At 68.9% G+C, this 25059-nt stretch carries 22 protein-coding genes; 11 read left to right on the forward strand and 11 right to left on the reverse strand.

What is annotated here, in order from left to right; genetic code table 11:
* Window positions 1-22 precede the first annotated feature (22 nt).
* Complete coding sequence (locus ABD156_RS21950) at window positions 23-385, reverse strand: hypothetical protein (RefSeq protein WP_344276580.1); 363 nt, start codon at window positions 383-385, stop codon at window positions 23-25.
* 183 nt (window positions 386-568) lie between these two features.
* Between ABD156_RS21950 and ABD156_RS21955 the strand changes: the two genes are divergently transcribed.
* A complete protein-coding gene (locus ABD156_RS21955; protein ID WP_344276583.1) occupies window positions 569-1954 on the forward strand; it encodes a helix-turn-helix domain-containing protein in 1386 nt (461 codons plus the stop codon).
* A 4-nt stretch (window positions 1955-1958) separates the two neighbouring features.
* Here ABD156_RS21955 and ABD156_RS21960 read toward each other — a convergent pair whose 3' ends face one another.
* From ABD156_RS21960 to ABD156_RS21970, 3 genes are all read right to left on the reverse strand, one after another.
* Window positions 1959-2774 (reverse strand): alpha/beta hydrolase, encoded by an 816-nt coding sequence (locus ABD156_RS21960; protein WP_344276586.1) that lies wholly within the window; start codon window positions 2772-2774, stop codon window positions 1959-1961.
* A gap of 188 nt (window positions 2775-2962) precedes the next feature.
* Window positions 2963-3685 carry a mycothiol-dependent nitroreductase Rv2466c family protein gene (locus ABD156_RS21965; RefSeq protein ID WP_344276589.1) on the reverse strand — a complete coding sequence of 241 codons (723 nt, stop codon included), beginning with the start codon at window positions 3683-3685 and terminating at the stop codon, window positions 2963-2965.
* Window positions 3686-3710: 25 nt separating this feature from the next.
* Complete coding sequence (locus ABD156_RS21970) at window positions 3711-4067, reverse strand: ArsR/SmtB family transcription factor (RefSeq protein WP_344276592.1); 357 nt, start codon at window positions 4065-4067, stop codon at window positions 3711-3713.
* 248 nt (window positions 4068-4315) lie between these two features.
* Between ABD156_RS21970 and mgtA the strand changes: the two genes are divergently transcribed.
* From mgtA to ABD156_RS21990, 4 genes are all read left to right on the forward strand, one after another.
* Window positions 4316-6883: a magnesium-translocating P-type ATPase gene (gene mgtA, locus ABD156_RS21975; RefSeq protein ID WP_344276596.1), complete on the forward strand. Its 2568-nt coding sequence runs from the start codon at window positions 4316-4318 to the stop codon at window positions 6881-6883.
* Window positions 6884-6949: 66 nt separating this feature from the next.
* Entirely contained in the window at window positions 6950-7669 is a 720-nt protein-coding gene (locus ABD156_RS21980) for an MgtC/SapB family protein (protein WP_344276599.1), read from the forward strand.
* Window positions 7670-7672: 3 nt separating this feature from the next.
* Complete coding sequence (locus ABD156_RS21985; RefSeq protein ID WP_344276602.1) at window positions 7673-9406, forward strand: ABC transporter permease; 1734 nt, start codon at window positions 7673-7675, stop codon at window positions 9404-9406.
* 12 nt (window positions 9407-9418) lie between these two features.
* Window positions 9419-10699 (forward strand): ABC transporter ATP-binding protein, encoded by a 1281-nt coding sequence (locus tag ABD156_RS21990; protein WP_344276605.1) that lies wholly within the window; start codon window positions 9419-9421, stop codon window positions 10697-10699.
* Window position 10700: 1 nt separating this feature from the next.
* Here ABD156_RS21990 and ABD156_RS21995 read toward each other — a convergent pair whose 3' ends face one another.
* From ABD156_RS21995 to ABD156_RS22015, 5 genes are all read right to left on the reverse strand, one after another.
* A complete protein-coding gene (locus ABD156_RS21995; RefSeq protein WP_344276608.1) occupies window positions 10701-11957 on the reverse strand; it encodes an MFS transporter in 1257 nt (418 codons plus the stop codon).
* A 54-nt stretch (window positions 11958-12011) separates the two neighbouring features.
* Window positions 12012-13472 (reverse strand): aldehyde dehydrogenase family protein, encoded by a 1461-nt coding sequence (locus ABD156_RS22000; protein WP_344276611.1) that lies wholly within the window; start codon window positions 13470-13472, stop codon window positions 12012-12014.
* Window positions 13469-15085, reverse strand: a complete 1617-nt coding sequence (locus tag ABD156_RS22005; protein WP_344276614.1) for a thiamine pyrophosphate-dependent enzyme — start codon at window positions 15083-15085, stop codon at window positions 13469-13471. The genes ABD156_RS22000 and ABD156_RS22005 overlap by 4 nt, the downstream gene beginning before the upstream one ends.
* Before the next feature lie 95 nt (window positions 15086-15180).
* Window positions 15181-15882: an IclR family transcriptional regulator gene (locus tag ABD156_RS22010; RefSeq protein WP_344276617.1), complete on the reverse strand. Its 702-nt coding sequence runs from the start codon at window positions 15880-15882 to the stop codon at window positions 15181-15183.
* A 163-nt stretch (window positions 15883-16045) separates the two neighbouring features.
* Entirely contained in the window at window positions 16046-17230 is a 1185-nt protein-coding gene (locus tag ABD156_RS22015; RefSeq protein WP_344276620.1) for an MFS transporter, read from the reverse strand.
* Window positions 17231-17288: 58 nt separating this feature from the next.
* Here ABD156_RS22015 and ABD156_RS22020 point away from each other — a divergent pair, with 58 nt between their 5' ends.
* Window positions 17289-17624 (forward strand): ArsR/SmtB family transcription factor, encoded by a 336-nt coding sequence (locus tag ABD156_RS22020; protein ID WP_344276624.1) that lies wholly within the window; start codon window positions 17289-17291, stop codon window positions 17622-17624.
* 192 nt (window positions 17625-17816) lie between these two features.
* On the opposite strand, the gene ABD156_RS22025 is transcribed toward ABD156_RS22020, so the two are convergent.
* Window positions 17817-20591: a glycosyl hydrolase 2 galactose-binding domain-containing protein gene (locus tag ABD156_RS22025; protein ID WP_344276627.1), complete on the reverse strand. Its 2775-nt coding sequence runs from the start codon at window positions 20589-20591 to the stop codon at window positions 17817-17819.
* A 313-nt stretch (window positions 20592-20904) separates the two neighbouring features.
* On the opposite strand from ABD156_RS22025, the gene pqqA reads away from it, so the two are divergent.
* From pqqA to pqqB, 5 genes are all read left to right on the forward strand, one after another.
* Window positions 20905-21000, forward strand: coding sequence for a pyrroloquinoline quinone precursor peptide PqqA (gene pqqA / locus ABD156_RS22030; protein WP_344276630.1), 96 nt, complete (start codon window positions 20905-20907; stop codon window positions 20998-21000).
* A 79-nt stretch (window positions 21001-21079) separates the two neighbouring features.
* The gene (pqqC, locus tag ABD156_RS22035; protein ID WP_344276633.1) at window positions 21080-21778 is read left to right on the forward strand and encodes a pyrroloquinoline-quinone synthase PqqC; all 699 of its coding nucleotides are present in this window, start codon (window positions 21080-21082) and stop codon (window positions 21776-21778) included.
* 3 nt (window positions 21779-21781) lie between these two features.
* Window positions 21782-22054, forward strand: a complete 273-nt coding sequence (pqqD, locus tag ABD156_RS22040) for a pyrroloquinoline quinone biosynthesis peptide chaperone PqqD (protein ID WP_344276636.1) — start codon at window positions 21782-21784, stop codon at window positions 22052-22054.
* Window positions 22045-23118 (forward strand): pyrroloquinoline quinone biosynthesis protein PqqE, encoded by a 1074-nt coding sequence (gene pqqE, locus ABD156_RS22045; protein ID WP_344276639.1) that lies wholly within the window; start codon window positions 22045-22047, stop codon window positions 23116-23118. The genes pqqD and pqqE overlap by 10 nt, the downstream gene beginning before the upstream one ends.
* Complete coding sequence (gene pqqB / locus ABD156_RS22050) at window positions 23115-23984, forward strand: pyrroloquinoline quinone biosynthesis protein PqqB (protein WP_344276642.1); 870 nt, start codon at window positions 23115-23117, stop codon at window positions 23982-23984. The genes pqqE and pqqB overlap by 4 nt, the downstream gene beginning before the upstream one ends.
* A gap of 394 nt (window positions 23985-24378) precedes the next feature.
* Here pqqB and ABD156_RS22055 read toward each other — a convergent pair whose 3' ends face one another.
* Complete coding sequence (locus ABD156_RS22055; RefSeq protein WP_344276645.1) at window positions 24379-24975, reverse strand: DUF6461 domain-containing protein; 597 nt, start codon at window positions 24973-24975, stop codon at window positions 24379-24381.
* Window positions 24976-25059 lie beyond the last annotated feature (84 nt).

Raw genomic sequence — 25059 nt, forward strand, 5'->3', positions numbered from 1 at the left:
GTGAGCGATGGGCGGGACGCTCCTAACCGCACCGAGCCTTATCGGGTTTCTCCCCTTTTCGCGGTTTCTCGACCTCCGGGAAGACGATCGTGTCCTCGACTTTCGGGATGACCTCGGTGTCCTCCTCGGCGCGTTCGGCGGCCGTCGCCTCGGCCGTCCGGCGGAATTCGGCGAGGCGGGCTTCCTCGATCTCCGCCTGGACCTCGTAGTCCAGCCGGGCCTTGAGGTCGCGGACTGTCAGCCGTCCGCGCGGGGGCGGGATCGGCCGGCGGGCCCGCCACAGCCACATCGAGAGCAGTACCAGCAGCAGGAGCAGACAACACACGATGACCACTGCCGGATGGCCGGTGCGGGTCGCCTCGCCGAGCGTCTCTGCTGCCTTCATGCGATGCACCTCTCGGCTTCGGAAGTGTCTTCGCGTGCCCCACCACCATGGAGCGGTCCAGTGGCCTGGACCAGCCAGCAAACCGGGCGAAAAGCGGGCGGCAACCGAGCGACTTGCCTTGCCTCGCAGGCGGTGACCTGCGGTAACCTGACGACCCCGGTTCGTGGCGAAGGAGTGTCGCCCATGGGCGAACGGCGTGAAGGGCTTGTCCGGGCGCGCAAAGCGGCGAACCTGACGCAAGAAAAGCTCGCCGCGCTGCTCCCCGCGGACGAGAAGAGCATCCGGGCCTGGGAATCCGGCCGGTCCGAGCCTCGTCCGCACCGGCGCGACCGGCTCGCCCGGCTTCTGCGCATCAGCCCCGACCGGCTGGAGGAGCTGCTCCGGGAAGGCACCTCCGCGGACCTCCGGGGGCCGCCGGGCGCGTCGAACGTCCTGCTCCCCGTCGTCGTGGACGGGCGGCCGGTCGCGCTGCCGCTGGACCGGGGCACGGTCGCGGCCAGCGTCCTCGGCCGGCTCGTGCCCGCTCCCGGCGACGCGGCCCCGCCAGCGGTTCCGACCACAGAATGGGACGTCATGAGCCCGCTCAGTCGCCGCTCACTGCTCAAGAACGGCCTGCCGGTCGCGGCTTTGCCCGCGCTGGGAATAGGCAGCGCCGAGCACGTCGCGCGAGCGCTGGAGAATCCCCGGCGGTACATGGACAAAACCGTCACGCACTATTTCCGCAGACAGCTCGACCAGTACAAATACGAGGACGGCGAACGCGGTCCGGCCAAAACGCTGCCGATGACGCTCGGCGTGCTGGACATCATCGACCGCATCGCGCGCGACGCGACCGCCGACGATCAGCGGGACCTTCTGCAAATCGGTTCGGAGGGCGCGGAGTTCGCCGGATGGCTCTACCGGGACCGGCGGCAGATGGAAGATTCGCTGTACTGGCACGACCGCGCGATGGAATGGGCGCAGGCGGCGGGCGACAGCACGATGCAGGGGTACATCCTGCTCAAAAAAGCCCAGGTAGCCTACGACGAACGCGACCCGCGGCGGATGCTCATCCTCACCCGCGCGGTGCGCAAAGGCCCCTGGTCGCTCCCCCAGCGGCTCCAGGCCGAGGCCGCCCAGCAGGAAGCCCGCGCGGAGGCGATGCTCGGCGCGTCGGCCGATCAGGTAAACCGGAAACTCGACGTCGCCTGGAAACTGCTCGCCGACGCCGGGCCGGCCGAATCACCGCTGGGCGCGCACTTCAACGCGACTCTTCTGAATATGCAAACCGCCATCTGCTACACCGAAGCGGGCGAGCCGCGGCGGTCGGTCGAGCTGTACGAGAAAACGTTGAAGGAAACCCAATTCTCCCGTCGCGACTACGGATTCTTCCTGTCTCTCATGGCGAACTCGCTCGCCCTTTCCGGCGAACCGGACCAAGCCGCCAAAACCGGCCTGGTCTCCGCTCATCGCGCGGCGGAAACGAACTCCCGCCGCACCAGAGAAGAACTCCGGCGGGTCGTCGGAGTGCTCAAGCCGTGGCATAACCGTCCCGACGTAAGGGAATTGCGCGAGGCGCTCAGCAGCTGACCGCTCAGCGAAGCCATTCCTGTACTTCGCGGATCACTTGCCGTTGCCAGGCTTGCGTTCGCGGATCGGCGTACTGCGGATCGTTGTGCACCGCGAAGCCGTGCTGTGCGCCCTCGAGCTGCACCAGCCGGTGTTCGCAGGTCAGCTCCCGATCGGCGGCGCGCGACGACTCGACGGGAACGAAGGTGTCCTCGGTGCCGTGCACGATGAGCGTCGGGGCGGTGATGCGGGGCAGGTTTTGCCGTGCCTCGAACCAGAACGCCTCGTTGAGCAAGGCCCGCCCGAGCCGGAAGCCGGGCCCGTGCCCGAGGTAGTTCTGCTCCTTGAGGTCGGCGGCGCCCTTGTCGTCGAGATAGCCGTCCGCCGACCACGCGGGCTTCTCGTCGATGAACCGGCCGCGGTAATCGAGGAGGGGGTTGAACAGCACGAGCCGCTCGACGTCGTCCGGCCGCTCGGCCGCGTAGCACGCCGCGACGCCGCCGGAGAAACTAGCCGCCGCGAGCGACGTCCGCACACCGGGGACGGCGTTCGACAGATGCTCGATGCTGCCGCGAATCACGTTGAGCAGAGCGAAAAGCGACAGATCCTCTTGGCGGCCTTCGCTCTCGCCGTGGCCGGGGAGGTCGATTCTCAGCGACGCTATGCCGACCTCGGCCAGCCCCGCGGCGAGGCGGGTGAAGAAGCCGCCTTCCTCGCGGGTGACGGTCGCCCCCTGCACGAGCAGCACCGCGCGGCGAGCCGGGCCGTCCGGCTCGGTGAGGGTGCTGGCCAGGTCGAGGCCGTCCGGTGTACGAACTGTCCGATAGCTGTCGCGCGACATGGACACTCCCGGAGTTGTCGTCAACTCCCAGTGTGTCAGGTTCGCGCGTTCGGGGGATGAAATTCTCCGACGGTGTAACGAAGTCGACAGTCGCCGCAACCGGATGCGACGACCACCTGGCCGAGTTCAGCACGCCAGAGCCCGCCGGATGGCGCCCGCTTCGGGTCCCGGCCGGGGATCGAGGCCGCCTACTTCTTCAGGCGCCGGCTCCCGCCATGCCAATCCTGTTCCTTCCCCGTCTCCCCCGCCGCCACTCCGAACGACGGCAGTTGCGGCATCTCCCGCAAGCTCCGCTTCAGCTCGGCGAATCCCGGGAACGCGGCCAATCCCACCACGTGGTCCCACAGCTCCACCGCCTCCTCGTCCGAAGGCAGCCGGCTGATCACCGGGCCGAAGAAGGCGACTCCCTCCGGCGGCCGGAAGTGCAGGATCGGCGTCCCGACATCCTTGCCGGTCAGCGAAAGCGCTTCATCCGTCTCCCGCTGGATTTCCGCGTCCCACTGAGCGTCGTCGACCGCCTCCGCGAGCTCCGCTGGGAGTCCAGCGCGCGAAAGCGCCGCCGCCGCGGCCGAGCGGGTCCCGTGCGCAGCCCGTGCCTCAGCGGTGTCCTCGACCAGACCGCTCTCGAAGTTCTGCTCTCCCAGCGCCTCGTACAGCGGACCGACCGCCGCACGACCGCACTCGGCGCGCACCGCGGCCGCCACGCGCAAAAGGCGCAAACCGGCCGTGTGGGAAGCGTCGTACTCCGGCGGGAAGTGCGTCGCGTAGTCCAGGTGCGCGTTCAGCATCCGGAGTGAGATGAACCGCCAGTCCACCGAGTACGAGCGCTGGCTGGCGACCTGGCGGACCCACTTGCTGGTCATCCACGCGAACGGGCACACCGGATCGAAGTAGAAGTTCAGCTCGGCCATGACCCGACTCTACGTCGGGCAGAGGTCAAGCGCCTTTGCTCCGCCGAACGTCGCCCGACAGCTCCTGATGGTGCTGCACCGCCAACTGGACGATGTGCCGCACGTGCGGGTCGTCGAGCACGTACACCTGCCGTTTCCCCTCGCGGCGGGCGCGGACCAGGCCGGCGAGCTTCAGTTTGCCCAGGTGGTGGCTCGCGGTCGGCACGGTCTGGCCGGTCTCCTCGGCGAGCGTGCCGACGTCGCGTTCCCCGTGCGACAACAGCCAGAGCAGGTGCAGCCGCACGGTCGCGGACAGCAGGCCGAACGTCGCGGCCGCGTCCTGCAGCAGGTCGGCGGGGAGCGGTTCCAGCGGGGGCTGGGATGGGGTGGACACGACGGACATCCTCTCGGGTGGGCCCTCAGCGTGACTTAGCCCCCATCAGTTGCACAAGTGTTTGACTGTTTTCGTGATCTGCGCTCTACTGGTCCCGGCCGGCGCGAAACGCCGGTCGATGAGTCTTGCGGAGGAGGTGAGCCGGGTGACCGGCGAAGGAAGTAGTCGGCACGACCGTGCGGGGACCCCGGCAGCCAGCTAGGTCCGGAAGAACCCGCGCGGTCCGCTGACGCCCAGCTGACCTCGAGGGGACGACCATGACCCGCTTTCCCGCCCTGCGCGCCCACGGCGACGCGCCGGTGCTCACTCTTTTCCGGAATCTCGACAGCTCGCCGAAAGGCCTCACCGAGAACGAAGCCGCCGAGAGGTTGCGTCGTTTCGGCGACAATCGCATCGACGGCACGATCCGGGCGCCCGTCCGCGTCTGGGCCGCCGCGCGCAGCCCGTTCGTCGCGTTGCTGACCGCGCTCGGGGTGGTGTTCGCCGGTGTCGGCGACATCCGCGGTGCGGTGACCGTCGGCGTGATGGTCGTGCTCAGCATTGGTCTCCGCTACTGGCAGCACGCGCGGTCCGAGCGCGCGATCAGTGCCGTGCGCGACCAGATCACCACCACTGTCACCGTGCGTCGGCGCGCGGCGGCGGAGTTTCCCGGCAGCGAGCGCGAAGTGCCCACGTCCGACCTCGTGCCGGGCGACGTCGTGCTGCTCGGGCCTGGTGACGTGATCCCGGCTGACGTGCGCATTGTTGCTGCTAAAGACTTCGTGGTCGACCAGTCGGCGCTGTCCGGCGAGGCATTGCCGGTCGCGAAGCGGGCACCCCAGCCGGGCACGCACGAGGAGCACGAACTCGTCGAGACGCCCGCGCTCGGGTTCGCGGGCACATCGGTGGTCGGCGGAACGGCCACCGCGGTCGTAGCCGCGACCGGCAGCGACACCTACTTCGGCGCGCTGGCCCAGCAATCCGCCGAGCCGCGCGCGGAATCCAGCTTCGACGCCGGAGTACGCCGCGTCGGCTGGACGCTCGTGCGGTTCATGCTCGTGATGGTGCCGATCGTCCTCGTCGTCAACGGCACGGTCACCGGCGACTGGGCGCAGGCCGGGATGTTCGCGGTCGCCGTCGCGGTCGGTCTCACCCCGGAGATGCTGCCGGTCATCGTCACGACAAACCTCGCCCGGGGCGCGGCGGCACTGTCCCGACGACAAGTGATTGTCAAGCGGCTCAACGCCATTCAGGACCTCGCCGCGATGGACGTGCTGTGCGTCGACAAGACCGGCACCCTCACCGAGGACCGGATCGCCTACGCGCACAGCGTCGACTACTCCGGCAGCCCGGACGGCGAGGCAGCCGAGTACGCCGGGCTGGCGGTGCGGTTCCAGACCGACCGGCACGACCGGCTGGACGAGGCGATCGAGACCCTGTTCGACGGCGAGGACGACCTGGTCGCCGACGCGCTGTTCACCGGCGTCGCCGAGATCGGCTTCGACCACGCGCGCCGCCGGGCCAGCGTCGTGGTCCGGCGCGGCAGCGAGCACCTGCTGATCAGCAAGGGCGACCCGGACGAGATCCTGCCGCGCTGCGGCTACGCGCGCCGCGACGGGGTCGTCACCGAATTCGACGACGCCGCCCGGATCGGCGCGGACGAACTGGTGCGCGCGTACGCAGAACACGGCATGCGGGTGCTCGCGGTTGCGGCAAGGGAAGTCAACGCCCGGCTCGACGGGTTTGACGAAACTGACGAGAACGAAATGATCCTCGTCGGTTTCGTGGGATTCGTCGACCCGGTCCGCGACGGCGTCGTGAACGCGGTGAAAACCCTTGGCGAGCAAGGCGTCGCACTGAAAGTGCTGACCGGGGACAACCGGCATGTCGCCGCGCGCGTCGCGGATTCGGCGGGTATCCCGGTCGGCGAAGTCGTGCTCGGCCGCCAGGTCGAAGCGGCGGACGACGCTGAATTGCGCGAGATGGTCAAGGACACCACCGTCTTCGCGAAACTCACGCCAGCGCACAAAGCTCGCGTGGTCACCGCGTTGCGGGAGAACGGCCGTGCGGTCGGCTTCGTCGGCGACGGCGTCAACGACGTCACCGCGCTGCGCACCGCCGACGTCGAGATCGCGCCGGACACCGCGACCGACGCGGCGAAGGACGCCGCCGACCTGGTGCTACTGGAACGAGACCTCGGCGTGCTCGCGCGCGGCGTGGCCGAAGGACGGAGGACGCTCGGCAACACGCTGAAGTACGTCAACATCACCGCCGCGTCGAACTTCGGAAACGTGCTGTCGGTGCTTGCGGCCAGCGCGTTCCTGCCGTTCCTGCCCATCTTGCCGATCCAGCTCGTGGTGTCGAACCTGCTCTACGACCTGGCCCAGCTCGCGCTGGCGTGGGACCGGGTGGACGACGAGTACCTCAGCAAACCGCGCCGCTGGGACGCCCGCGGACTGACCGGATTCATGCTGATCTTCGGCCCGCTGTCGTCGCTGTTCGACCTCGCGACGTTCGCGGTGCTGTGGCACGTCTTCGGCGCGGGAGCCGATCCGTTGCTGTTCCAGACCGGCTGGTTCGTCGAAGGCCTGCTCTCGCAGCTCCTGGTCGTGCTGGTCCTGCGCGGTCGCGGCACTCCCCTGCGCGCCAGCCGTCCGGTCGTGCTGGCTACGGCGGCTGCCGCGCTCGTCGGCCTGCTGGTGCCGCTGTCGCCGCTCGCCGGTCCGTTGCGGATGCAGGCGCTGCCCGCCAGTTACCTGCTGTGGCTCGTGCTCGTCCTGGCCGGGTACGCGGTGGCGGCTCAAGTAGCGAAACGCGGCTACGCACGCCAACGTACGTGGTGGTAACCCGTCCTTTCTTGAGGCTTTTCCAACCCTTTTCTGAACTTTTCGCAACAACCAGTGGGAGCGCAGATGACGACTGCGGAAATGCTGCTGCGCCTGGGAGCCGGCGTAGGCCTCGGCACAGTAATCGGATTTGAACGCCAATACCGCGCCCGGATGGCAGGGCTGCGGACGAATGCCCTGGTCGCGGCCGGGTCGACGCTGTTCGTGCTGCTGTCCGCGCACGGCTTCAGCGGAGCGAGCGCCGATCCTACCCGGGTCGCCGCGCAAATCGTTTCCGGAATCGGTTTTCTCGGCGCGGGCGTGATTCTGCGCGAAGGGTTGACCGTGCGCGGGCTCAACACGGCGGCGACGCTCTGGTGTTCCGCCGCGGTGGGCGCGCTGGCCGGGGCCGGGCTGTACACGGCGGCGGGCGCGGGCACTGCCGTGGTGATGGCGGTGAACATCGCGCTGCGCCCGCTCGGCCGGGTGGTCGACCGCCGTCCGGCCACCGGCCGCGAAACCCCGACGTCGTACACCTTCCTGGCGGTGACCAAGGACGATGCCGAAGCGCACGTGCGCGCGTTGCTCGTGCAGGCGTTGGCGCGCACGGATTTCGCGCTGCAATCGGTCACCAGCACCAATACCGACACCGCAGGACAGGTGCAGGTGCGCGCCGAACTGTCCGCCGATCAGCGGGACGACAAGCAGATGGAGTCGGCGGTCAGCCGGCTGTCCATGGAGCCGTCGGTGACCAGCGTGCGCTGGCAAGCCGAACTCTCCTACACCGAGGAAGACAGCGAGAACTAGACCATGCTGCGTACCTTCCCCACCCGCGGCGCGCTCGTCCGGCCCCGCCGCACGATCGCCGACGTGGCGGTGTTCCTCGGCGCCGCCGCCGCGCTGTGGCTGATCGTGCGGCTCGCGCACGGCGCCGCCACGGCGTGGACTCCGGCGACCGCACCGTCCACAGTGTCCACTGACCCGGCCGAACTCCCTTACTACGCCGGACGTTCGCTGCTGCGGATGTTCGTCGCTCTCGTGTTGTCGGTCGGGTTCACCTTCGTCTACGCGACCGCCGCGGCCCGGCTGCGGCGCACCGAAAAGATCCTGCTGCCCGCGCTCGACATCCTGCAGTCGGTGCCGGTGCTCGGGTTCCTGTCGGTGACGATCACCGGGTTCATCGCGTTGTTCCCTGGCTCGCAGCTCGGCCTGGAATGCGCGTCGATCTTCGCGATTTTCACCGCGCAGGCGTGGAACATGACGTTCGCGTTCCACCACTCGCTGGTGTCGCAGCCGCGCGACCTCGACGAGGCGTCCCGGCTGCTACGCCTCTCGCGCTGGCAGCGATTCTGGCGCGTCGACGTGCCGAGCGGGATGATCCCGCTGGTCTGGAACGGGATGATGAGCTTCGGCGGCGGCTGGTTCTTCCTCACCGCCTCCGAAGCGCTCAGCGTGAACAACCAGAAGTTCGCGCTGCCCGGCATCGGCGCGTACGTCGCGACCGCCTCCGCAGACGGCGACCTCGGCAAGGTGTTGCTGGCCGTCGGGGTGATGGTGGTCCTGGTCGTCGGCGTGAACGTGCTGTTCTGGCGGCCGCTCACCGCGTGGTCGGAACGGTTCCGCATCGAGAACTCCGAAGCCGCCGAAGCACCCCGCAGCCTGGTGCTCGACCTGCTGCGCCGCTCGCGGATCCCGACGCTGCTCGGCCGGGTGTTCGGCAAGCTGGTGTTCCCGCTCGACCGCGCGCTGGCGGTCTTCGGGCTCGCCGAGTATCCGCTGCGGTTCTCCCCCGCCCGCCGGCGCGCCGCGGACATCGTGTTCAGCGTCGTGGTCTTCGGGCTGATCCTCTACGGAACCGTGCGCGCGGTGCTGTTCGTCGGCGAGACCACTGGGTACGGCGAAATCGGCCACGTGCTCCTGCTCGGCCTGATCACGTTCGCGCGAGTGGTGACGCTGGTGGTCGTCGGGACGCTCGTGTGGGTGCCGATCGGCGTGTGGATCGGCATGAACCCGCGCGTCTCACGGCTCGCCCAGCCGGTGGTGCAGGTGCTCGCGTCGTTCCCGGCGAACTTCCTGTTCCCGCTGATCACCGCGGTGCTCGTGTCGACCGGGATTTCCCTGGACTGGGGCGGCATCCTGCTGATGAGCCTCGGCGCGCAGTGGTACATCCTGTTCAACGTCATCGCGGGAGCCTCGGCCATCCCGCACGACCTGCGCGAGGCCGCCGCGAACTTGCGGCTGCCCCGGGCATTGTGGTGGCGGCGGCTCGTGCTGCCCGCGATCTTCCCGAGCTACGTCACCGGCGGGATCACCGCGGCGGGCGGAGCGTGGAACGCCTCCATCGTCGCGGAAATCGTCTCCTACAACGGGGTCACGCTGACCGCGACCGGTCTCGGCGCGTACATCGCCGACGCGACCGGCTCCGGCGATTCCGGGCGGATCCTGCTTGGCGTCGCCGTGATGAGCCTGTACGTCGTCGGCCTCAACCGGCTCTTCTGGCGGCGCCTCTACCGCCTCGCCGAACGCCGGTTCTCCCTGTCCTGAAAGGAACCCCTCATGTCCGAAGTCCTCGTGTCCGTCGAGCAGGTCAGCAAAAGCTTCCCCGGTTCGGCGGGCGACGAACTGCGCGTCCTCGACGACATCACCCTCGACCTGCGCGCGGGCGAGATCGTCGCGCTGCTCGGCCGGTCCGGCTCCGGGAAATCGACGCTGCTGCGCACGATCGCCGGGCTGATCGGCCCGACGCGGGGCACCGTGCGCTATCGCGGCGACGAACTCGACGGGGCCAATCCGGGCACCGCGATGGTGTTCCAGACCTTCGCGCTGATGCCGTGGCTGACCGTGCAGGACAACGTCGAACTCGGCCTCGCCGCGCGCGGGATCCCGCCGAGAGCCCGCCGGGACCGCGCGCTGCAAGCGATCGACCTGATCGGGCTCGACGGTTTCGAATCCGCTTATCCCAAGGAGCTTTCCGGCGGAATGCGCCAGCGCGTCGGGTTCGCCCGCGCGCTGGTGCTCGAACCGGACGTGCTGCTGATGGATGAGCCGTTCTCCGCGCTCGACGTGCTGACCGCGGAGAACCTGCGCACCGAGCTGATGAGCCTGTGGCAGCGTGAGGATTTCCCGACCAAGGCGGTCTGCATCGTCACGCACAACATCGAGGAGGCGGTGCTGCTCGCCGACCGTGTGCTGGTCCTCGGCTCCAACCCCGGAAACCTGCGCGCGGAAGTGGAAATCGACCTCGCCCGGCCGCGCGACCGCAAATCCCCCGCGTTCGCCGCGCTGGTCGACCGGCTCTACGACCTGCTCACCGGACGCGACCCGGCAGCCGTCGAACCCGCGCAGGCCACGCCCACCGCACGGCCCCTGCCGCAGGCGTCGGTCGGCGGACTCGCCGGTCTGGTCGAACTCGTGCATGCCCGCGGCGGACACGCCGACCTGCCGGATCTCGCCGCCGAGCTGAGCTTCGAGGTCGACGACCTGCTGCCGCTCGTGGACGCCGCCGCCCTGCTCGACCTCCTCTTCGTGGCGGGCGGCGACCTGCACCTCACGCCGGTCGGCACCGCCTTCACCACCGCGGACATCCAGACCAGCAAGAAAATCTTCGCTGGTCAGGTCCGCGACCGGGCGCCGCTGGTGCGCACGATTGTCAACGCGCTCACCGCGAGTTCGGACGGCACGCTGCGCGCGGAGTTCTTCCTCGACCTCCTCCGCCGCGGCTTCTCCGCCACCGACGCCCGGCACCAACTCGACACGGCGATCGACTGGGGCCGGTACGCGGAACTGTTCGACTACGACACCGACAGCGACCGCCTCACCCGGACAACCGCCGAATAACTCAGCCCTCCGGAGCCGTCTCCACCCGCGGCGCCGGGCTGTCCGCCGGAGCGTCCGGCGCCGGATCCCGGTTCACCAGCGCGATCGCGAGCGCACCGATCACCGCCACCACCGCGAAGAGGTAGAAGCCCCACGGATACGCCAGCCCCGCCGACAGCAGCAGCCCGGTCACCAGCGGCCCGGACATCGCGCCGAACCGGCCGATCCCGCTCGCCGCGCCGAGCCCGGTGCCGCGCGCTTCGGCGGGGTACACGCGGGCGATGTACACGTAGACCAGCACCTGCGAGCTGAAGGTGAAGATCCCCGCCAGCAGCACCCCGACGTACACGCTCGCCCCGGGCAGTTTGATGCTCAGCAGCGCCAGGAACACCGCGGCCGCGGCGAACCAGACGATCGCGGAACGGCGGTAGCCGATCTTGTCCGCCACCCGGCCGCCGACCAGCAGGCCGATGACCGCGCCGACGTTCAGCACCAGCAGCAGCGCCAGCGCCGCGCCGAGTTCGTAGCCCGCCGCGCGCATGATCTGCGGCAGCCAGGTGTTCAGGCCGTACACCAGCAGCAGCCCCATGAACGACGTCACCCAGAACGCGATCGTCGCGCGCCCGTAGCCGTGCCGGAACAGGACGCCGAGCGGATTGCGGTTGCGCCGGGCTTCCTTCGCTCGCTCCAGCGCCTTCGACTCGGGCAGGAACTTCACCATGAGCGGCACCAGGATCAGCGCGGGCGCGGCTCCGATGACGAACATCCACTGCCAGCCGAACCGTTGCAGCACCAGGATTCCCAGCAGCGCGGTGAGCACCGCGCCGACGTGGTAGCCGGTCATCAGCACGGTGGTCGCGCTGCCGCCGCGGCCGATCCGCGCGTACTCGGTGATCAGCGCCAGCGCCGTCGGCAGCACGCCGCCGAGCCCGAGCCCGGCGAGGAACCGCAGCACGCCGAACAGCCACGGGCCGTTCGCGAACGCGCACAGCAGCGTGCAGACCGAGAAACTGATCACGGTCAGCAGCATCATCCCGCGGCGGCCGAACAGGTCGCTCAGCGGGCCGATGGCGAACGCGCCGACCGCCACGCCGAGCAGCCCGACCGCGGAGATCAGCGACGCCGTGTTGGGGTCGAGCCCCCACGCTTTGTCCTTGAGCAGCGCGGGCAGCACGACGCCCAGCACCACCAGGTCGAACCCTTCGAGCGCCACCGCCGTCCAGCACAGCGGGGCCACCCAGCGGGCGTGGCGCGCCCGGGGGTCAGTCGAGACCGTCATGTCATCACCTGCGTCGTCGGAGGGGACCTGGGCGGATGCTTCGGTTGAACGGGTTCAGAACGGGTACTGCGGAAGGTCGCCGCGCACGGTGACCCACTGGGTTTCGGTGAACGCCTCCAGGTTGGCCTGCGCGCCGCCGTGCCGGGAGCCGGTTCCCGAATCCCCCACCCCGCCGAACGGCGCGAGGGCCTCGTCGTTGACCGTCTGGTCGTTGATGTGCACCAGACCGGACGGGATCCGCTCGGCCAGCGCCAGCCCCCGCGCGGCGTCCCGGGTCAGGATGCCCAGCGACAGCCCGTATTCGGTACCGCCGGCCAGGCGGACTGCTTCGTCCACTGTGGAGAACGGGACGACCGGCGCGACCGGGCCGAACACCTCCTGGGCATAGGCGGGCGCGGCGAGCGGGACGTCGGTGAGGACGGTCGGGCGGTAGAAGAGGTCCTCGTAGGTGCCGCCGGTGGCGATCTTCGCCCCGGCCTCCGCGCTGCCCGTGACCACCGAGTGCACGCGGTCGCGCTGCCCCGCGTCGATCAGCGGGCCGAGCGCGACGTCGCCGTTCGCCGGGTTTCCGACGGTCAGCTTGGCCGCGTGCTCAGCGAGCGCGGCCGCGTAGTCGTCGGCGATCTCCGCGGCGACCAGGTGGCGTCCGGTCGCCATGCAGATCTGCCCGGAGTGGTTGAACGAACCGAACGCGCCGACCGACGCGGCCTGCTCGACGTCCGCGTCCGCGAGCACGACCAGCGCCGAGTTGCCGCCGAGTTCGAGGTGCACGCGCTTGAGCCGCTCCCCCGCCGCGGCGGCGATTTTGCGGCCCGCGTTCGTGGAACCGGTGAACGCGATCACGCGCACCAGCGGATCCTCGACCAGCGCCGCCCCGACGTCCGCGCCGCCGGGCAGGAGGTGGAACAGACCTTCGGGCAGCCCGGCTTCCTCGAAAATCCGGGCCAGCACGACGCCGCCGCACACCGCGGTGCGCGGGTCTGGCTTCGCCAGCACCGCGTTGCCGAGCGCCAAGGCGGGCGCGATCGCGCGGATGGACAGGATGATCGGCGCGTTGAACGGCGAGATCACGCCGACCACCCCGGCCGGAACGCGGCGCGCCATCGACAGCCGAGGCCGGCTGGAACGCAAGAGTTCCCCGTACGGATGCGCGGCCAGCGCGGCGGCTTCGTGGCATTCCTCCGCGGCGACCGCGCGGGTCTGGAACTGCGCGAACCCGCGCGTGGCACCGGATTCCCGGATGAGCCACTCGTCGATCTCGTCGCCGTGGTCCTCGAAAAGCCGCGCCGCCCGACGCAACACCCGCGCCCGCTGGTCGTAGGGCTGGGCGGCCCACTCCCGCTGCGCTTCCCGCGCCGCGGCGGCAGCCTTGGCGACGTCCTCCGGAGCCGCCGCGCCGACCCGGGCCAGCGTGTTTCCGGTGGCGGGCTCGACCGCGTCGTATTCGCCGCCTGCGCCGGGGATCCAGCCGCTGGAGAAGATCCGGCCCTGCCATCCGGTTCCGAGCAACGTCATGCCGTCACCGCCACTTCCAGCACCAGCGGCTCCGTGCGCGCGGCCAGGGTCGGCAGCACCTCGTTCAACACTGACTCCAGTTCCTCGTAGGTTTCCGCGCGCCGCGTCGGGCAGCCGAGCGACTTCGCGAGCCCGCTCACGCTGACCTCGTCGAACCCGGGCCACGGCGCTTTGCCGCCGCCGGCCGTCCGTTCGCCGTGCCGCACCGCGAGTTTGTCCATGATCGCGTAACCGCCGTTGGACAGCACGATCACGAGAACGCCGGCGCCGTAATGCGCGGCGCTCCACAGCGCCTGGATCGAGTACAGCGACGAGCCGTCCCCGATCACCGCCACCACCGGACGTTTCAGACCGCCCATCCGCAGCCCGATCGCCGCCGGAATGCCGAAGCCCAGACCGCCCATGGCCGCGCTGAGGAACCCGAGCGGCTCGCGCGCCGGGACATACGCGTGCAGCAACGGGCGGCTCGACGGCGATTCCTCGACCAGCACCGTGTCCTTCGGCAACCGGCGAGCCAGCAGCCCGAACACGCTCTCCGGCCGCAGCGGCGCGTCGTCCTCCGGCGCGCCAGGCAGGTCGACCGTCCGGCCGATCTTTTCCGGGCCCGCTTCCCGCGCCGGAATCAGCTCCGCCAACGGCCCGCACACCGCCGACGGCCGCGCCAGCACAGCGAGATCAACCGGACTGCGGTGCGCTTCGTTCGGATCGTCGGTGACCACCGCGATGCGAGTGTCCGGCTCCGTCAGCTGTCCCGGTTCCCGGGGGTACTGCCGGAAAACCGGTGCGCCGACCGAGAGCACCGCGTCGTGTCCGGACAACGCTTTCCGCAGTTCTTCCCGGCCCGGCGGCAGATGTCCGGCGAACTGCGGGTGATCCTGCGGGAATCCGGCGCGGGCGCCGAACGCCTCCTGCCAGACCGGGCAGGCGAGCTTCTCGGCGAGCGCGGTCAGCCCGCGCCACGATTCGGCGTCGTCCGCCCCGGCGCCCGCCACGAGCACCGGATTGCTTGCGGTACTGAGGAATTCCGCCAGCTCGGCCAGCACCGCCGGCTCGGCGGCGTTCGCGCGGACCAGCTTGGCGGGCGCGGGCAGCGGCTCGTCCACGCCCGCCGGCTCCGCCCAGTCGTCCATCGGCACGATCACCAGCGCCGGGCCGCGGTGTTCGCGCGCCTCGTGCCAGGCGCGGGCCAGCGCGCCCGGAACGTCCTGCGCGCGCGGCGGTTCCGCGATCCACACCGGCGCGGGGCGGGCCAGGTCGTCGAGCCGGTGGCCGGTGAGGAACGGCTCCAGCGCGAGGTGCCTGCGGTCCTGCTGCCCGACGAGCACGACCAGCGGCGCGCGGTTGACCCGGGCGGTCGCGAGCGCGCCGACCGCGTTGCCGAGCCCGGCGGTGGTGTGCAGGATCGCGACCGCGGGCCGGTCGTTCGCGAGCGCCCAGCCGGTCGCCATGCCGACCACCGAACCCTCGTGCAGCGCCAGCACGAACTCGAGGTCGTCGGGCAGGTCGGTGAGCAGCGCGATCTCGGTCGACCCGGGATTGGCGAACAACGTCGTCGCGCCGAACCGGCGCAGCACGTCGAACGCGGCGTCGCGGACGGTCGGGGCAGGGCTCACGGACTTCTCCTCCGGCAGTACGAGCGGGTGGGTCCGGAGTCTCCCGGCTCGGTTCCGGGCCGCCCAGCCCCTCTTCCACTCAGCGGAAAAGTTCCTCAGCCTTGCAACGCCCGCGTGACCCCCAGCGCCGCCATCCGGACCACCGGCACGAGCGGTGACAGATTCGGCGTGCAACTCGGCACCACCACGGAAATCGCCGCCACGACCTGATCGCCCGGCCCGCGCACCGGAGCCGCGACCGACGACGCGCCCTCGGTCATTTCGTTGCGGGAAATGCAGAACCCCTGCAGCCGCACCTCCGCGAGCACTTGGCGCAGCCGAGCCGGATCCGTGATCGTCCCGCTGGCCCGCCGCTCCAGCCCGGTGGTCAGAATGCTCTCGAGACATTCCGGCGGCGCGTGCGCGAGCAGCACCTTGCCCGGCCCCGCCGCGTGCAACGGCAGCCGCAGTCCCACCCGCGAGGTCACCACGACGTCCGGATGCGCCTCGAGCTTTTCCAGATACAGCGCGCGGTCCCCGTCGAGGACGACCAGATGCACGACCTCGTGCGTCACCTGCAGCAGATCCTGCAGGAACGGCAGCGCGACGTCTCGCAGCTCGCGCCCGCCCGGAGCCTGCGCCCCGAGCTGCCACAGCCGAAGCCCGATCCGGTACCGGCCGCGCCCGGTGCGCTCCAACGCGCCCCAGCCGGTCAATTCGGCCAGCAGGCGATGCACCGTGGCAGGCGCGAGCCCGGTCGCCCGGGTGATCTCGCCGTGAGTCTGCTCGGGTCGGCCGGACAGGAAGGAATCCAGCACCGCGAACGCGCGGCTGAGGACCGTGCGCCCGGGTTCGGCGGCGTTGCCGGCGATCGCGTGCCTCCGGGGCTGCGGTGGAACGGGACGGGGACTGGCCGCCCATCATCCGCCAGTCCCGCGGACACGGCAACCCGCGGTTCTCCCGTCTGTCCACACTGGACGTTCAGGGGGTCGCGCGGGCCAGTTTCGCGTCTTGGCGCTCCGGGGCGGTGCTCAGCGCGACCGCCAGCACGAGGGCTGCCAGGAGCGCCGCCGCGGGGCCGAGCCACTCCGGTCCGGCGTTCGCCAGCACGAGCCCGCCGGCTCCGGCGCCGATCGCGGTGCCGACGTAATTCATGGAACCGTTGAGGCTCAGTGCGACAGCCGCCACGTCGCCGCCTGCTGCGAATACGCGGTTTTGCTGGGGAATGAACAGCATCGATCCCAGGACGCCGAGCAGGAACAGCACGACGAGCGTCGGGACGAACCACCGTTGCACGACTCCCAGCGATGCTGCGGCCACCACCACGACCCCGAGCCCCGCCGCGATCACTCGCAACGAGGCGAACCGATCCGTGACCCATCCGACGAGCCGGTTGCCGAGGAAGAATCCCGCTCCGTTGACCAGCAATGCCACCAGGATCGCGTTCGCGCTGCCTGGCGAACTGATCCCCACTACTGCTGACGCGTACGCGATCAGCAAGAACGACGGGGCCAGCACCAGCGCGCTTACCGCGAGAAGCGTGAGGATGCGGGGATTGACCAGTACCGCGAGCCTTTCGCGCATCGTTGTAGCCGGCAAGGTCATCGACGGGACGAAGATCCCGGCCAGTACTGCCGCTGCCGTGGCCAATGCGGCAATCGTCCATAACGTGCCGCGCCAGCCCCAAACCTGGCCGATCAGCAGGCCCAGCGGGACTCCGAGAACTGCGGCGAGGCTGGATCCCGCGCCGATCACCGCGAATGCCCGTGCCCGTCGCTCCGCCGGAGCCAGTACTCCCGCTACGGCGAAGGCGTTGGCCTGGAACGCGGCGGCGCCTAGTGCTGCGACGACTCGGCCGGCGAGGACGGTGCCGAAGGTCGGGCCTGCCGCCTGCAGCAGCATGCCGCCGAGGAAGGTCGACATGCCCGCGCCGATGACCAGCCTGCGGTCGGCTCTCCCGGCGAGTGTCGCGATCACCGGGGAGCCGACTGCGTACGCGACCGCGAACACCGTGGTGAGCTGGCCCGCCGTCGCCACGCTTACTGACAGGTCTCGGGAGATGTTCGCGAGCAGGCCGGGGAGGACGAATCCGTCCACGCCCAGGACGAAGGTGCCCATCGCCAGGATCACCAGGCGGGTGTTATTCGATGCTTGTCGAATCGTCACATCGAGGGACCATAGACTATGGTTCGATGACGGTCAAAGTGTGGAAGGAGCCGTTGCCGTGTCGCGCACGTTGCCTGAGCCGGTGGTCGAGTCGTTCGATCTGACGGTGATCCTCAGCGCTCTCGCCGATCCCGGGCGGCGGACGATTTTGCGGGCGATGTACGAGGCCGAGGGGCCGGTCGACTGTGCGACGCTGGTGGAGAAAGCCGGGTTGGGGTTGAGCAATCCGACGATCTCGCATCACTATCGGGTGTTGCGGGAGGCTGGGTTGACTCGGACCGTCACCGAGGGGCGGCGGCGGATTGTGCATGTTCGGCGGGAGGAGGTGGAGGGGCGGTTTCCTGGGTTGTTGGGGGCGGTTCTTTCTGCTTCGGAGCGGGACGCGCATGGTTGAGGTTCGACTCGTCGCCTGGCGGCGACATTGCCGTGAGGTTGCATGGGGCACCCCGAAGCTTGATTGTGATGACGGTCTGAGGGTGTTTGTCAAGGCTGGAAAGATGCCTTGACAAACACCCTCAGACCGCATTGTGGCTTCGTATCGGGGTGCGGGGGTGGTGTGGGTGCTTGGCTGGCTGGGTGTTTCGGCTCAGTGTTTGAACGTGGGGGTTTCGGGGTGGGTGTTTAGTGCCTCGTGATTGAACGTTGCTGTTGCGCCGCGGGCTTGCAATCGGGATGCTTGCTGGTTGATCTTCCATCCGTCGACTCGGATTCCTACGTTCGAATGGTGCCGGGTCTGCTCGCTGTTCAGTTGAGCTTTTACGGTTGTCGCTTCTCCGGCTGCCAGGTTTAGATAGTTGTCGCTGAACGTCGCTGGCAGGATTCGTTCGCCAGTTCGGACGTCGTAGATCTGCAAATGCACCATCAAGGCCACGGGCTTTCCGACGTTGCGCACATCGACTGCCACCTCGGTGCCGTCTTGGTGTCGTGAAACTCCGGCGATCACTGAAATGGTTGCCGGGGGCATCTCGTCAAGGGCGGTGAAGCCCGCCGCTCGTGTGGGGTTCTCTACCCAATAGAAGTTCCGCACTAGCTCCGAGTTTCGAGAGTCCTTGAGGACCATCCGGGCGAAGACGATCTCTGACGGAATTTCCTTCACACGCGCCGCGATGCTCCCGACCACAGTTCGATCAGAAGCTCCCGCGTCCACCCCGAACGAGTCGCGGCCTAACTCTGCGCCACCCAGTCCGTAGAGCGTGACCTCGGCCCTGCCGCGGATCGGCGATCGGCCATGGTTCGCTACCACGACGTCGAAAGATTTCGCGTCCAGAACCACATTGATCCGCCGGCATGCGTGCTGGACCGCGTAGTACGACGAATGTGCTTCCAAATCGTGGCTGTACATCTGCCAGACGAAGCTCGGTTGCGCGGGGTTGGTCATCCACATGATGACTCCGGTACGCGGGTACGGTCCGGCGCTGCGCATATTGGCCACCGGGGCCTCGTAAATCGCCTTGATGCATTCGTAGTTCATCAGCTGCGACTTGCGTGCGAAGTCCGGCAGGTTCCGTATTTCTCCGTAGCGGTCCGCGGTCAATGCGAGGTAACCTGCGCCGCCGCCGTTTCCTCCGTTGCCGTTCACGTCTCGGTCGGCCCAGAAATCATCGGGATGCTCCCACGAAGACTCCGGAAGCATCTTCCGCATGAACTCCAGCGTCGGGATCGAGTACGAGCCGACCTCGTTGTGGAAGGGCGGCCACTGCGTGCCGTCGTTGAGCGAGAAATGCTTGGCGGGCGGGACCCAATGATAAGGCCCGCCGGAACGGTATCCGTCGATCGGGTTCTGCCCGGTGTCGCCCGCCGAACTGGTCAGCGCGACTCGCTGCGGGTCCAGTTCGGCGACCAGTGCGTCCAGTCCGTCGATCAGCGGCTGCGGCGGCGGTCCCTCGTTGCCGCCGCACCAGAGCAGGATCGACGGGTGGTTGCGGAACCGCACGATGCAATCGCGGATGTTGGCCAGGTCGCGAGCGGTGTTCTCGGCGGGCGGGCCTTCGGTCGAGCAGAAGAAATCCTGCCAGACCAGGATGCCGTATTCGTCACAGGCGGCGAAGAAGTCCTCGGTGCTGCTCTGGCCGTTCCAGTTGCGGATCAGGTTGAGGTTCGCGTCGCGATGCAGGCGCACCTGCGCGCGCAACCGCTCCCGGGGAATCCGCTTGAGGGCCTCGTCGAGCCCCCAGTTGCCGCCCATCACCAGGATCGGCTGGTTGTTGACGGTGATCGCCAGGCAGTCGGTCGTTGTTCCGGACGGCGAGCGCATCGGTGTCGTGTATTCGATGCGCCGGATCCCGAAGTCCACTTTTCTTTCGTCCTGGACCTGGCCGCTGGATTCGACGCTGACGGTCAGCCGATAGCGATACGGGTCGCCGTAGCCGTTGGGCCACCACAGCTTCGGCCGGTCCAAGCGCAGGCAGGCGATGTCCTTCGACGTCAGCACGACCGACGACGCGCCCGCCGGCACGCTGATCGTTCGCCGGAACTCTTGTCCGTCCAGCGATCCCTTCACCACCACGGACTTCGCCGCGGCGCTGTGCAGTGCGAGCTCGACCGACACGTCCGCCGTGTGCAAGTCCTGCGACAGGGTCGAGGTGACCTGCACGTCGGCCAGCCGGACCGGTCCGGTGGTACGCCAGGTGACCGGCTGCCAGATTCCGAGGTCCCGGTCGGGGATGGTGGGGAGCCAATCCCAGCCAGCGGTGCAGAAGAAGGTCGGGCCGTTCTTCAGCGTGATCCCGGTCGGACCGCCGTTGCGGCCGCCCCGCGTCACCCCGCTGGCGTAGCTCGGCAGCGCGGGCGGATCGGTGTAGTCGAGCTTTCCGACCAGCACCGCCAGCCAAGCCATGCCGGCTGCCTTCGCCACGATGTCCGTGACCTCGAAGACCGCCCGCTTGAACGCGCCCTCGACGGTGCCGACCTTGGTGCCGTTGAGCCACACGGTCCCGAGGTAGTTGATGCCGTCGAACTGCAGCCAGAACCGCTGCCCGGGAATCGGCTTCGGCACCCGGAACGCGACCCGGTACCAGTAGGCGGTGTCCTTGAGGGTGTCCGGAACGGTGTCGGTCACGATGTGGCCGTACAGCGGATCCGGGTACTCGCCGTTGGCGATCATGCTCGTCAGCGGCGTCCCCGGGACCACGGCCGGCTTCAGACCGGCGACGTCCTGCGCGCTGGCCAGTGCGCTGCCCGCCGCTTTGCCGTCGGCCGCGACGAAGGTCCAGCCGCTGCCGATCTCGCCGCCGCCGACCTGGGGCGGCCGGGCCTCCGGAGCCGCTCCGGCGGTGCCGGACAGCCCGAACGCGCCGAGCACACCTCCGCCCGCGACAGCAATCCCGCCGGACAGGAAACGCCTGCGATTCACCTGGGTCACGTCGCTCCCGAAACCTCTACTGACATCGTTGTCAACCGCGCTTGAACCCTATTATTCGGCCGTCCGCGGGTCCGCTGTCAAGCCGCATCGGGAGGTTTTCGCGCGCCCGCAAGGAATCTGTCGGGCGGACAAGAGGCGGCGGCGCCCGAGAGTGACCGCTCGCTGCGCCATCGGAAGGAATATTTACAAAGTCCGCGGGAAATCGGCCCGCACCCCTGGCGACCGGCCGCCTTGCGCTTTTAGGGTGACGGCGTTCGCGGCGGGACGCCTGCCCCGCTCACCGGTGCACCACCGAAGGAAAGCGAGTTTCCTCATGACCGAAACCGCCGAAATGTGGACCGCGCCCGACTTCGTCGAGTACGAAACGCCGATGGAGGTCACCGCCTACGCGGCCCGCCGGGAGGAGTGACCCGCCGGACGGGGCCGGTGCGCTGGCGGTCCCGTCCTTCCGGAAAACCGTACCGCTCAGTGAATCCCGGAGTATGCGAATGTCCACTGTGCACCCGATGAGCCCGGCGGAGTTCACCGCCGCCCTGCGCGGCCTCTCCCACCGGTACTGGGGCAGCCACCCGTTCCACCAGCGGATGCACGCCGGCGAACTCACCGAACACGAACTGAAACTCTGGGCCGCGAATCGCTGGTACTACCAATGCGTGCTGCCGCGAAAGGACGCGGCCGTCATCAGCAATTGTCCGATCCCGGAAATCCGCCGGATCTGGCTGGACCGGATCGTGTACCACGACGGCGCCGTCGAAGGCGAGGGCGGAGCCGAACGCTGGCTGCGGCTGTGCGCCGCCGTCGGCCTCGACCGAGCCGAGGTCCTCGACGAACGGCACGTCGCTCCCGGCGTCCGGTTCGCTGTCGACGCGTACGTCACCTTCGCGCGCACCAAACCCTGGATCGAAGCTATTGCCTCCGGCCTGACCGAGATGTTCGCCGGGCACCTGATGCAGCAGCGGGTGGCCGACGTCCTGGCGAACTACTCGTGGATCTCTCGGGCGGACCTTGCGTATTTCACCAACCGGATCGACAAGGTTTCCGGCGAGGGCAAGGACACTTTGGACATTGTCGTGCGCCACTGCGTCACCCGCGAGCAACAGGAGAAGGCGGTGGCCGCGCTGTCGTTCAAATGCGACGTGCTGTGGTCGATGCTGGACGCCATCGAACGCGCCGCGGCCAAGGAGTGAGCCATGGACACCATCACCGTCGCTTCGGTGCCGAAGCTCCGCACGGGCGTGCGCCTGACGTTCGATCACGTGCGCGGGGTGCATGTCCTGTTGTTTCCGGAAGGCGTTCTCGTGCCGAACTCCACCGCCACCGCAGTCTTGCAACTCTGCGACGGCACCACTCCAGTCTCCGGCATCATCGCGCTCCTGGAGGGCCGATACCAAGGCGTCCAAGAGACTGATGTCCTGGCGGTGCTGGCTCGGTTCGGACAACGGCGGGTGATCGAATGGACGTGACCGCACCGCTGGGGTTGCTCGCGGAGCTGACGCACCGCTGTCCCCTGCACTGCTCGTACTGTTCGAACCCCGTGGAGCTGGTGAGCCGGTCCGCGGAACTGTCCACTGCGGACTGGACGGACGCCCTGTCCCAGGCCCGGGAACTAGGCGTGCTGCAGGTCCACCTGTCGGGCGGGGAACCGCTGGCGCGCCCGGATCTTCCGGAGCTGGTCACGCACGCGAGCGGCCTCGGCTGCTACGTCAACCTGGTCACCTCCGGCCTCGGCCTGACCGAGCCGCGGCTGAACGACCTCGCCGAACGGGGCCTGGCCCACGTCCAGCTTTCCGTGCAAGCCGCCACTCCCGACCGCGCGAACCTCCTCGCCGGGGCCAAGGCCTTCGACCGAAAGCTGGCCGTCGCCGAACTCGTGAAAGCCTCGGGTCTGCCGCTGACCGTCAACGTGGTGCTGCACCGGCAAAACCACGACCAGCTGGCGGAAATCATCGCCCTAGCCGAGTCGATGGGCGCGGACCGCCTGGAACTGGCGAACACCCAGTACTACGGCTGGGCCCTGCGCAACCGCGACGCGCTGATGCCCACGCGCACGCAACTCGCCGCCGCCGAACCCGTAGTCCGCGCGGCCGTCAACCGCCTGCGCGGCACGATGGAAATCATCTACGTCGTCGCCGACTACTACGAGCCGTTCCCCAAACCCTGCATGCACGGCTGGGGCGCGCGGCAACTGACAATCGCCCCCGATGGCACTGTGCTCCCCTGCACCGCCGCGAGCGCGATCACCACGCTCACTCTCGACAACGTCCGCGACACCTCCCTCGCCGACATCTGGTACCGCTCGGAATCTTTCAACGCTTACCGCGGCGAAGAATGGATGAGCGACCCGTGCCGCACCTGCGACCGCCGCACCACCGACTTCGGCGGCTGCCGCTGCCAGGCATTCCAGCTCACCGGCGACGCGGCCAACACCGATCCCGTCTGCTCGCGCTCCCCGAACCGCGGCACCGTCGACCTGATCCTCGCCGCACCGTCCACTCCGGACCTGATCATGCGTGGCCCGGCCCGGTGAAAGTCATCCTCCTAGGCACCGCCGCGGGCGGCGGGTGTCCACAATGGAACTGCGCCTGCGCACCGTGCACCTCCGGCTCTCCCCCGCGCACGCAGGACAGCGCCGCCTTCAGCGCAGACGGCCGCGCGTGGCACCTCCTCAACGCCTCGCCCGACATCCGCGCCCAAATCCTGGCGACCCCCGCCCTACGCGCCGGCCCCGGTCCGCGCGAGACGCCGCTGCGCACAGTCCTGCTCACCGACGCCGAACTAGACCACACCCTCGGCCTGCTCATGCTTCGCGAGGCGGCGGATTTCACTGTCCACGCCCCCGCCGCCGCCCTGCACGCTTTGACCGACCATTTCCCGGCCCGCACCATCATCAGCGAGTACCACCACTGGAACTGGCTCCCCACCACCGAAACCACCCTCGACGGCTTGGTGATCACCTCTTTCCCCATCAGCGACAAACAACCGAAATACGCCCGCTCCTCCGCCCACGCCGGCCCGTGGGTCGTCGCCTACCGCATCCACGACCCGACGACCGGGGGCACGCTCGTCTACGCGCCTTGCCTGCGCACTTGGCCGCCCGCCTTCGACGCGTTCGTCGAAGGCGCGAGCCTCGTGCTGCTGGACGGCACCTTCCACGGCGGCACTGAATTCACGACCGCCACTGACGGTGCCAACCCGGCCGCGCAGCAGGCGATGGGCCACGTGCCGATCACCACGACGCTGCCGATGATCACGAACCGGGCGGGTGCCACGCGATGGGCGTACACCCATCTGAACAACACGAACCCGGTCGTCGACCTGGCCAGCCCAGAACACGCCGCGGTGGTGGGCGCGGGTGCGGAGTTGCCGCCGGATGGGGCCGAGTTCATCCTCTGAGCGCGACACCTCGGCGCGGGCCGCTCTGGGTTCCGCAGGCTTCCGCCGGCGCGAGAACGGCCCCGGTCGCGTCGGCCCTAAACCGCTCACCGCCCACGACCCACGACCCACGGGCACGGGCACGGGCACGGGCACGGGCACGGGCACGGGCACGGGCACGGGCACGGGACGATGAATCACAGCCCCCAGGCAATGGTCCCGTCAGCCTCCCCGCTCACCTCCTGACAAAACAGCTCAGCCCACCGCACTCACCTCCCAATCACAGCTCAGCCCGCTCGCCTCCTAATCAAAGCTCTACCAACCGCACACTCGCCTCCCCGTCACAGCTCACCCCACCCCACACTCGCCACCACGCAAGCGATCCGCCACCCGCACCCAACGCAACAGGCACCGGCTACGTCCGAATGTCCCCCACCAGCAACGACTCCTCAAGAAACTCCCGCGTGAACCTCACCCCGGTCATCCTCGCCGCAACCGCGAACGCCGACGCGATCGGGTTCGCCGGACGTTCCTCCCGGTCCGGACCCAGCCCGGCCTCGCGCATCCATGGTGTCAACCGCTCCGGTTCGCTGCCGTACTGGTGGCTCGGCAGACGCGGGAGGAAGCCTGCGAGCACCGTGCCGTCCACCGCGTAGACGAAGTGTGCTTCGGCGTAGTCATGCCGGTTGATCGCCACGACCTCGCTTCCCTTCGACAGTCCGCCAACAACTTCCGGCAGATTCCCCTGCCAGCCCCACGGCTCAACAGCCACACTCCATTCCCCGGATGCCACCACGCCGACGTACCCACCGCCGTTGCCGCCTTGGGTTTGTTCGACGTATTCCGCTACCAGGCTGTTCAGATCGGCGAAGGCGAGCCGCTCGCCGGAGGCGGCTCCGAAGCGGCGTAAAACCTCTGGCGGGTCGAGACCGCGCACGAACGAAACGCAGAAGATGTCGTGCAGCGGACCATAGCTGTCCAGCCAAGCAAGTTCGGTCAAAGAATCCGTCATCGTGCCCTCCTCGGTCGGTCCAGGCCATGATCGCAGCCACCACCGACAAAAAACGCACGCGGGCAAGCACAACCCGCCCCCATC

The sequence above is a fragment of the Amycolatopsis albidoflavus genome (assembly GCF_039525725.1).
GTDB classification, from domain to species: Bacteria; Actinomycetota; Actinomycetes; order Mycobacteriales; family Pseudonocardiaceae; genus Amycolatopsis; species Amycolatopsis albidoflava.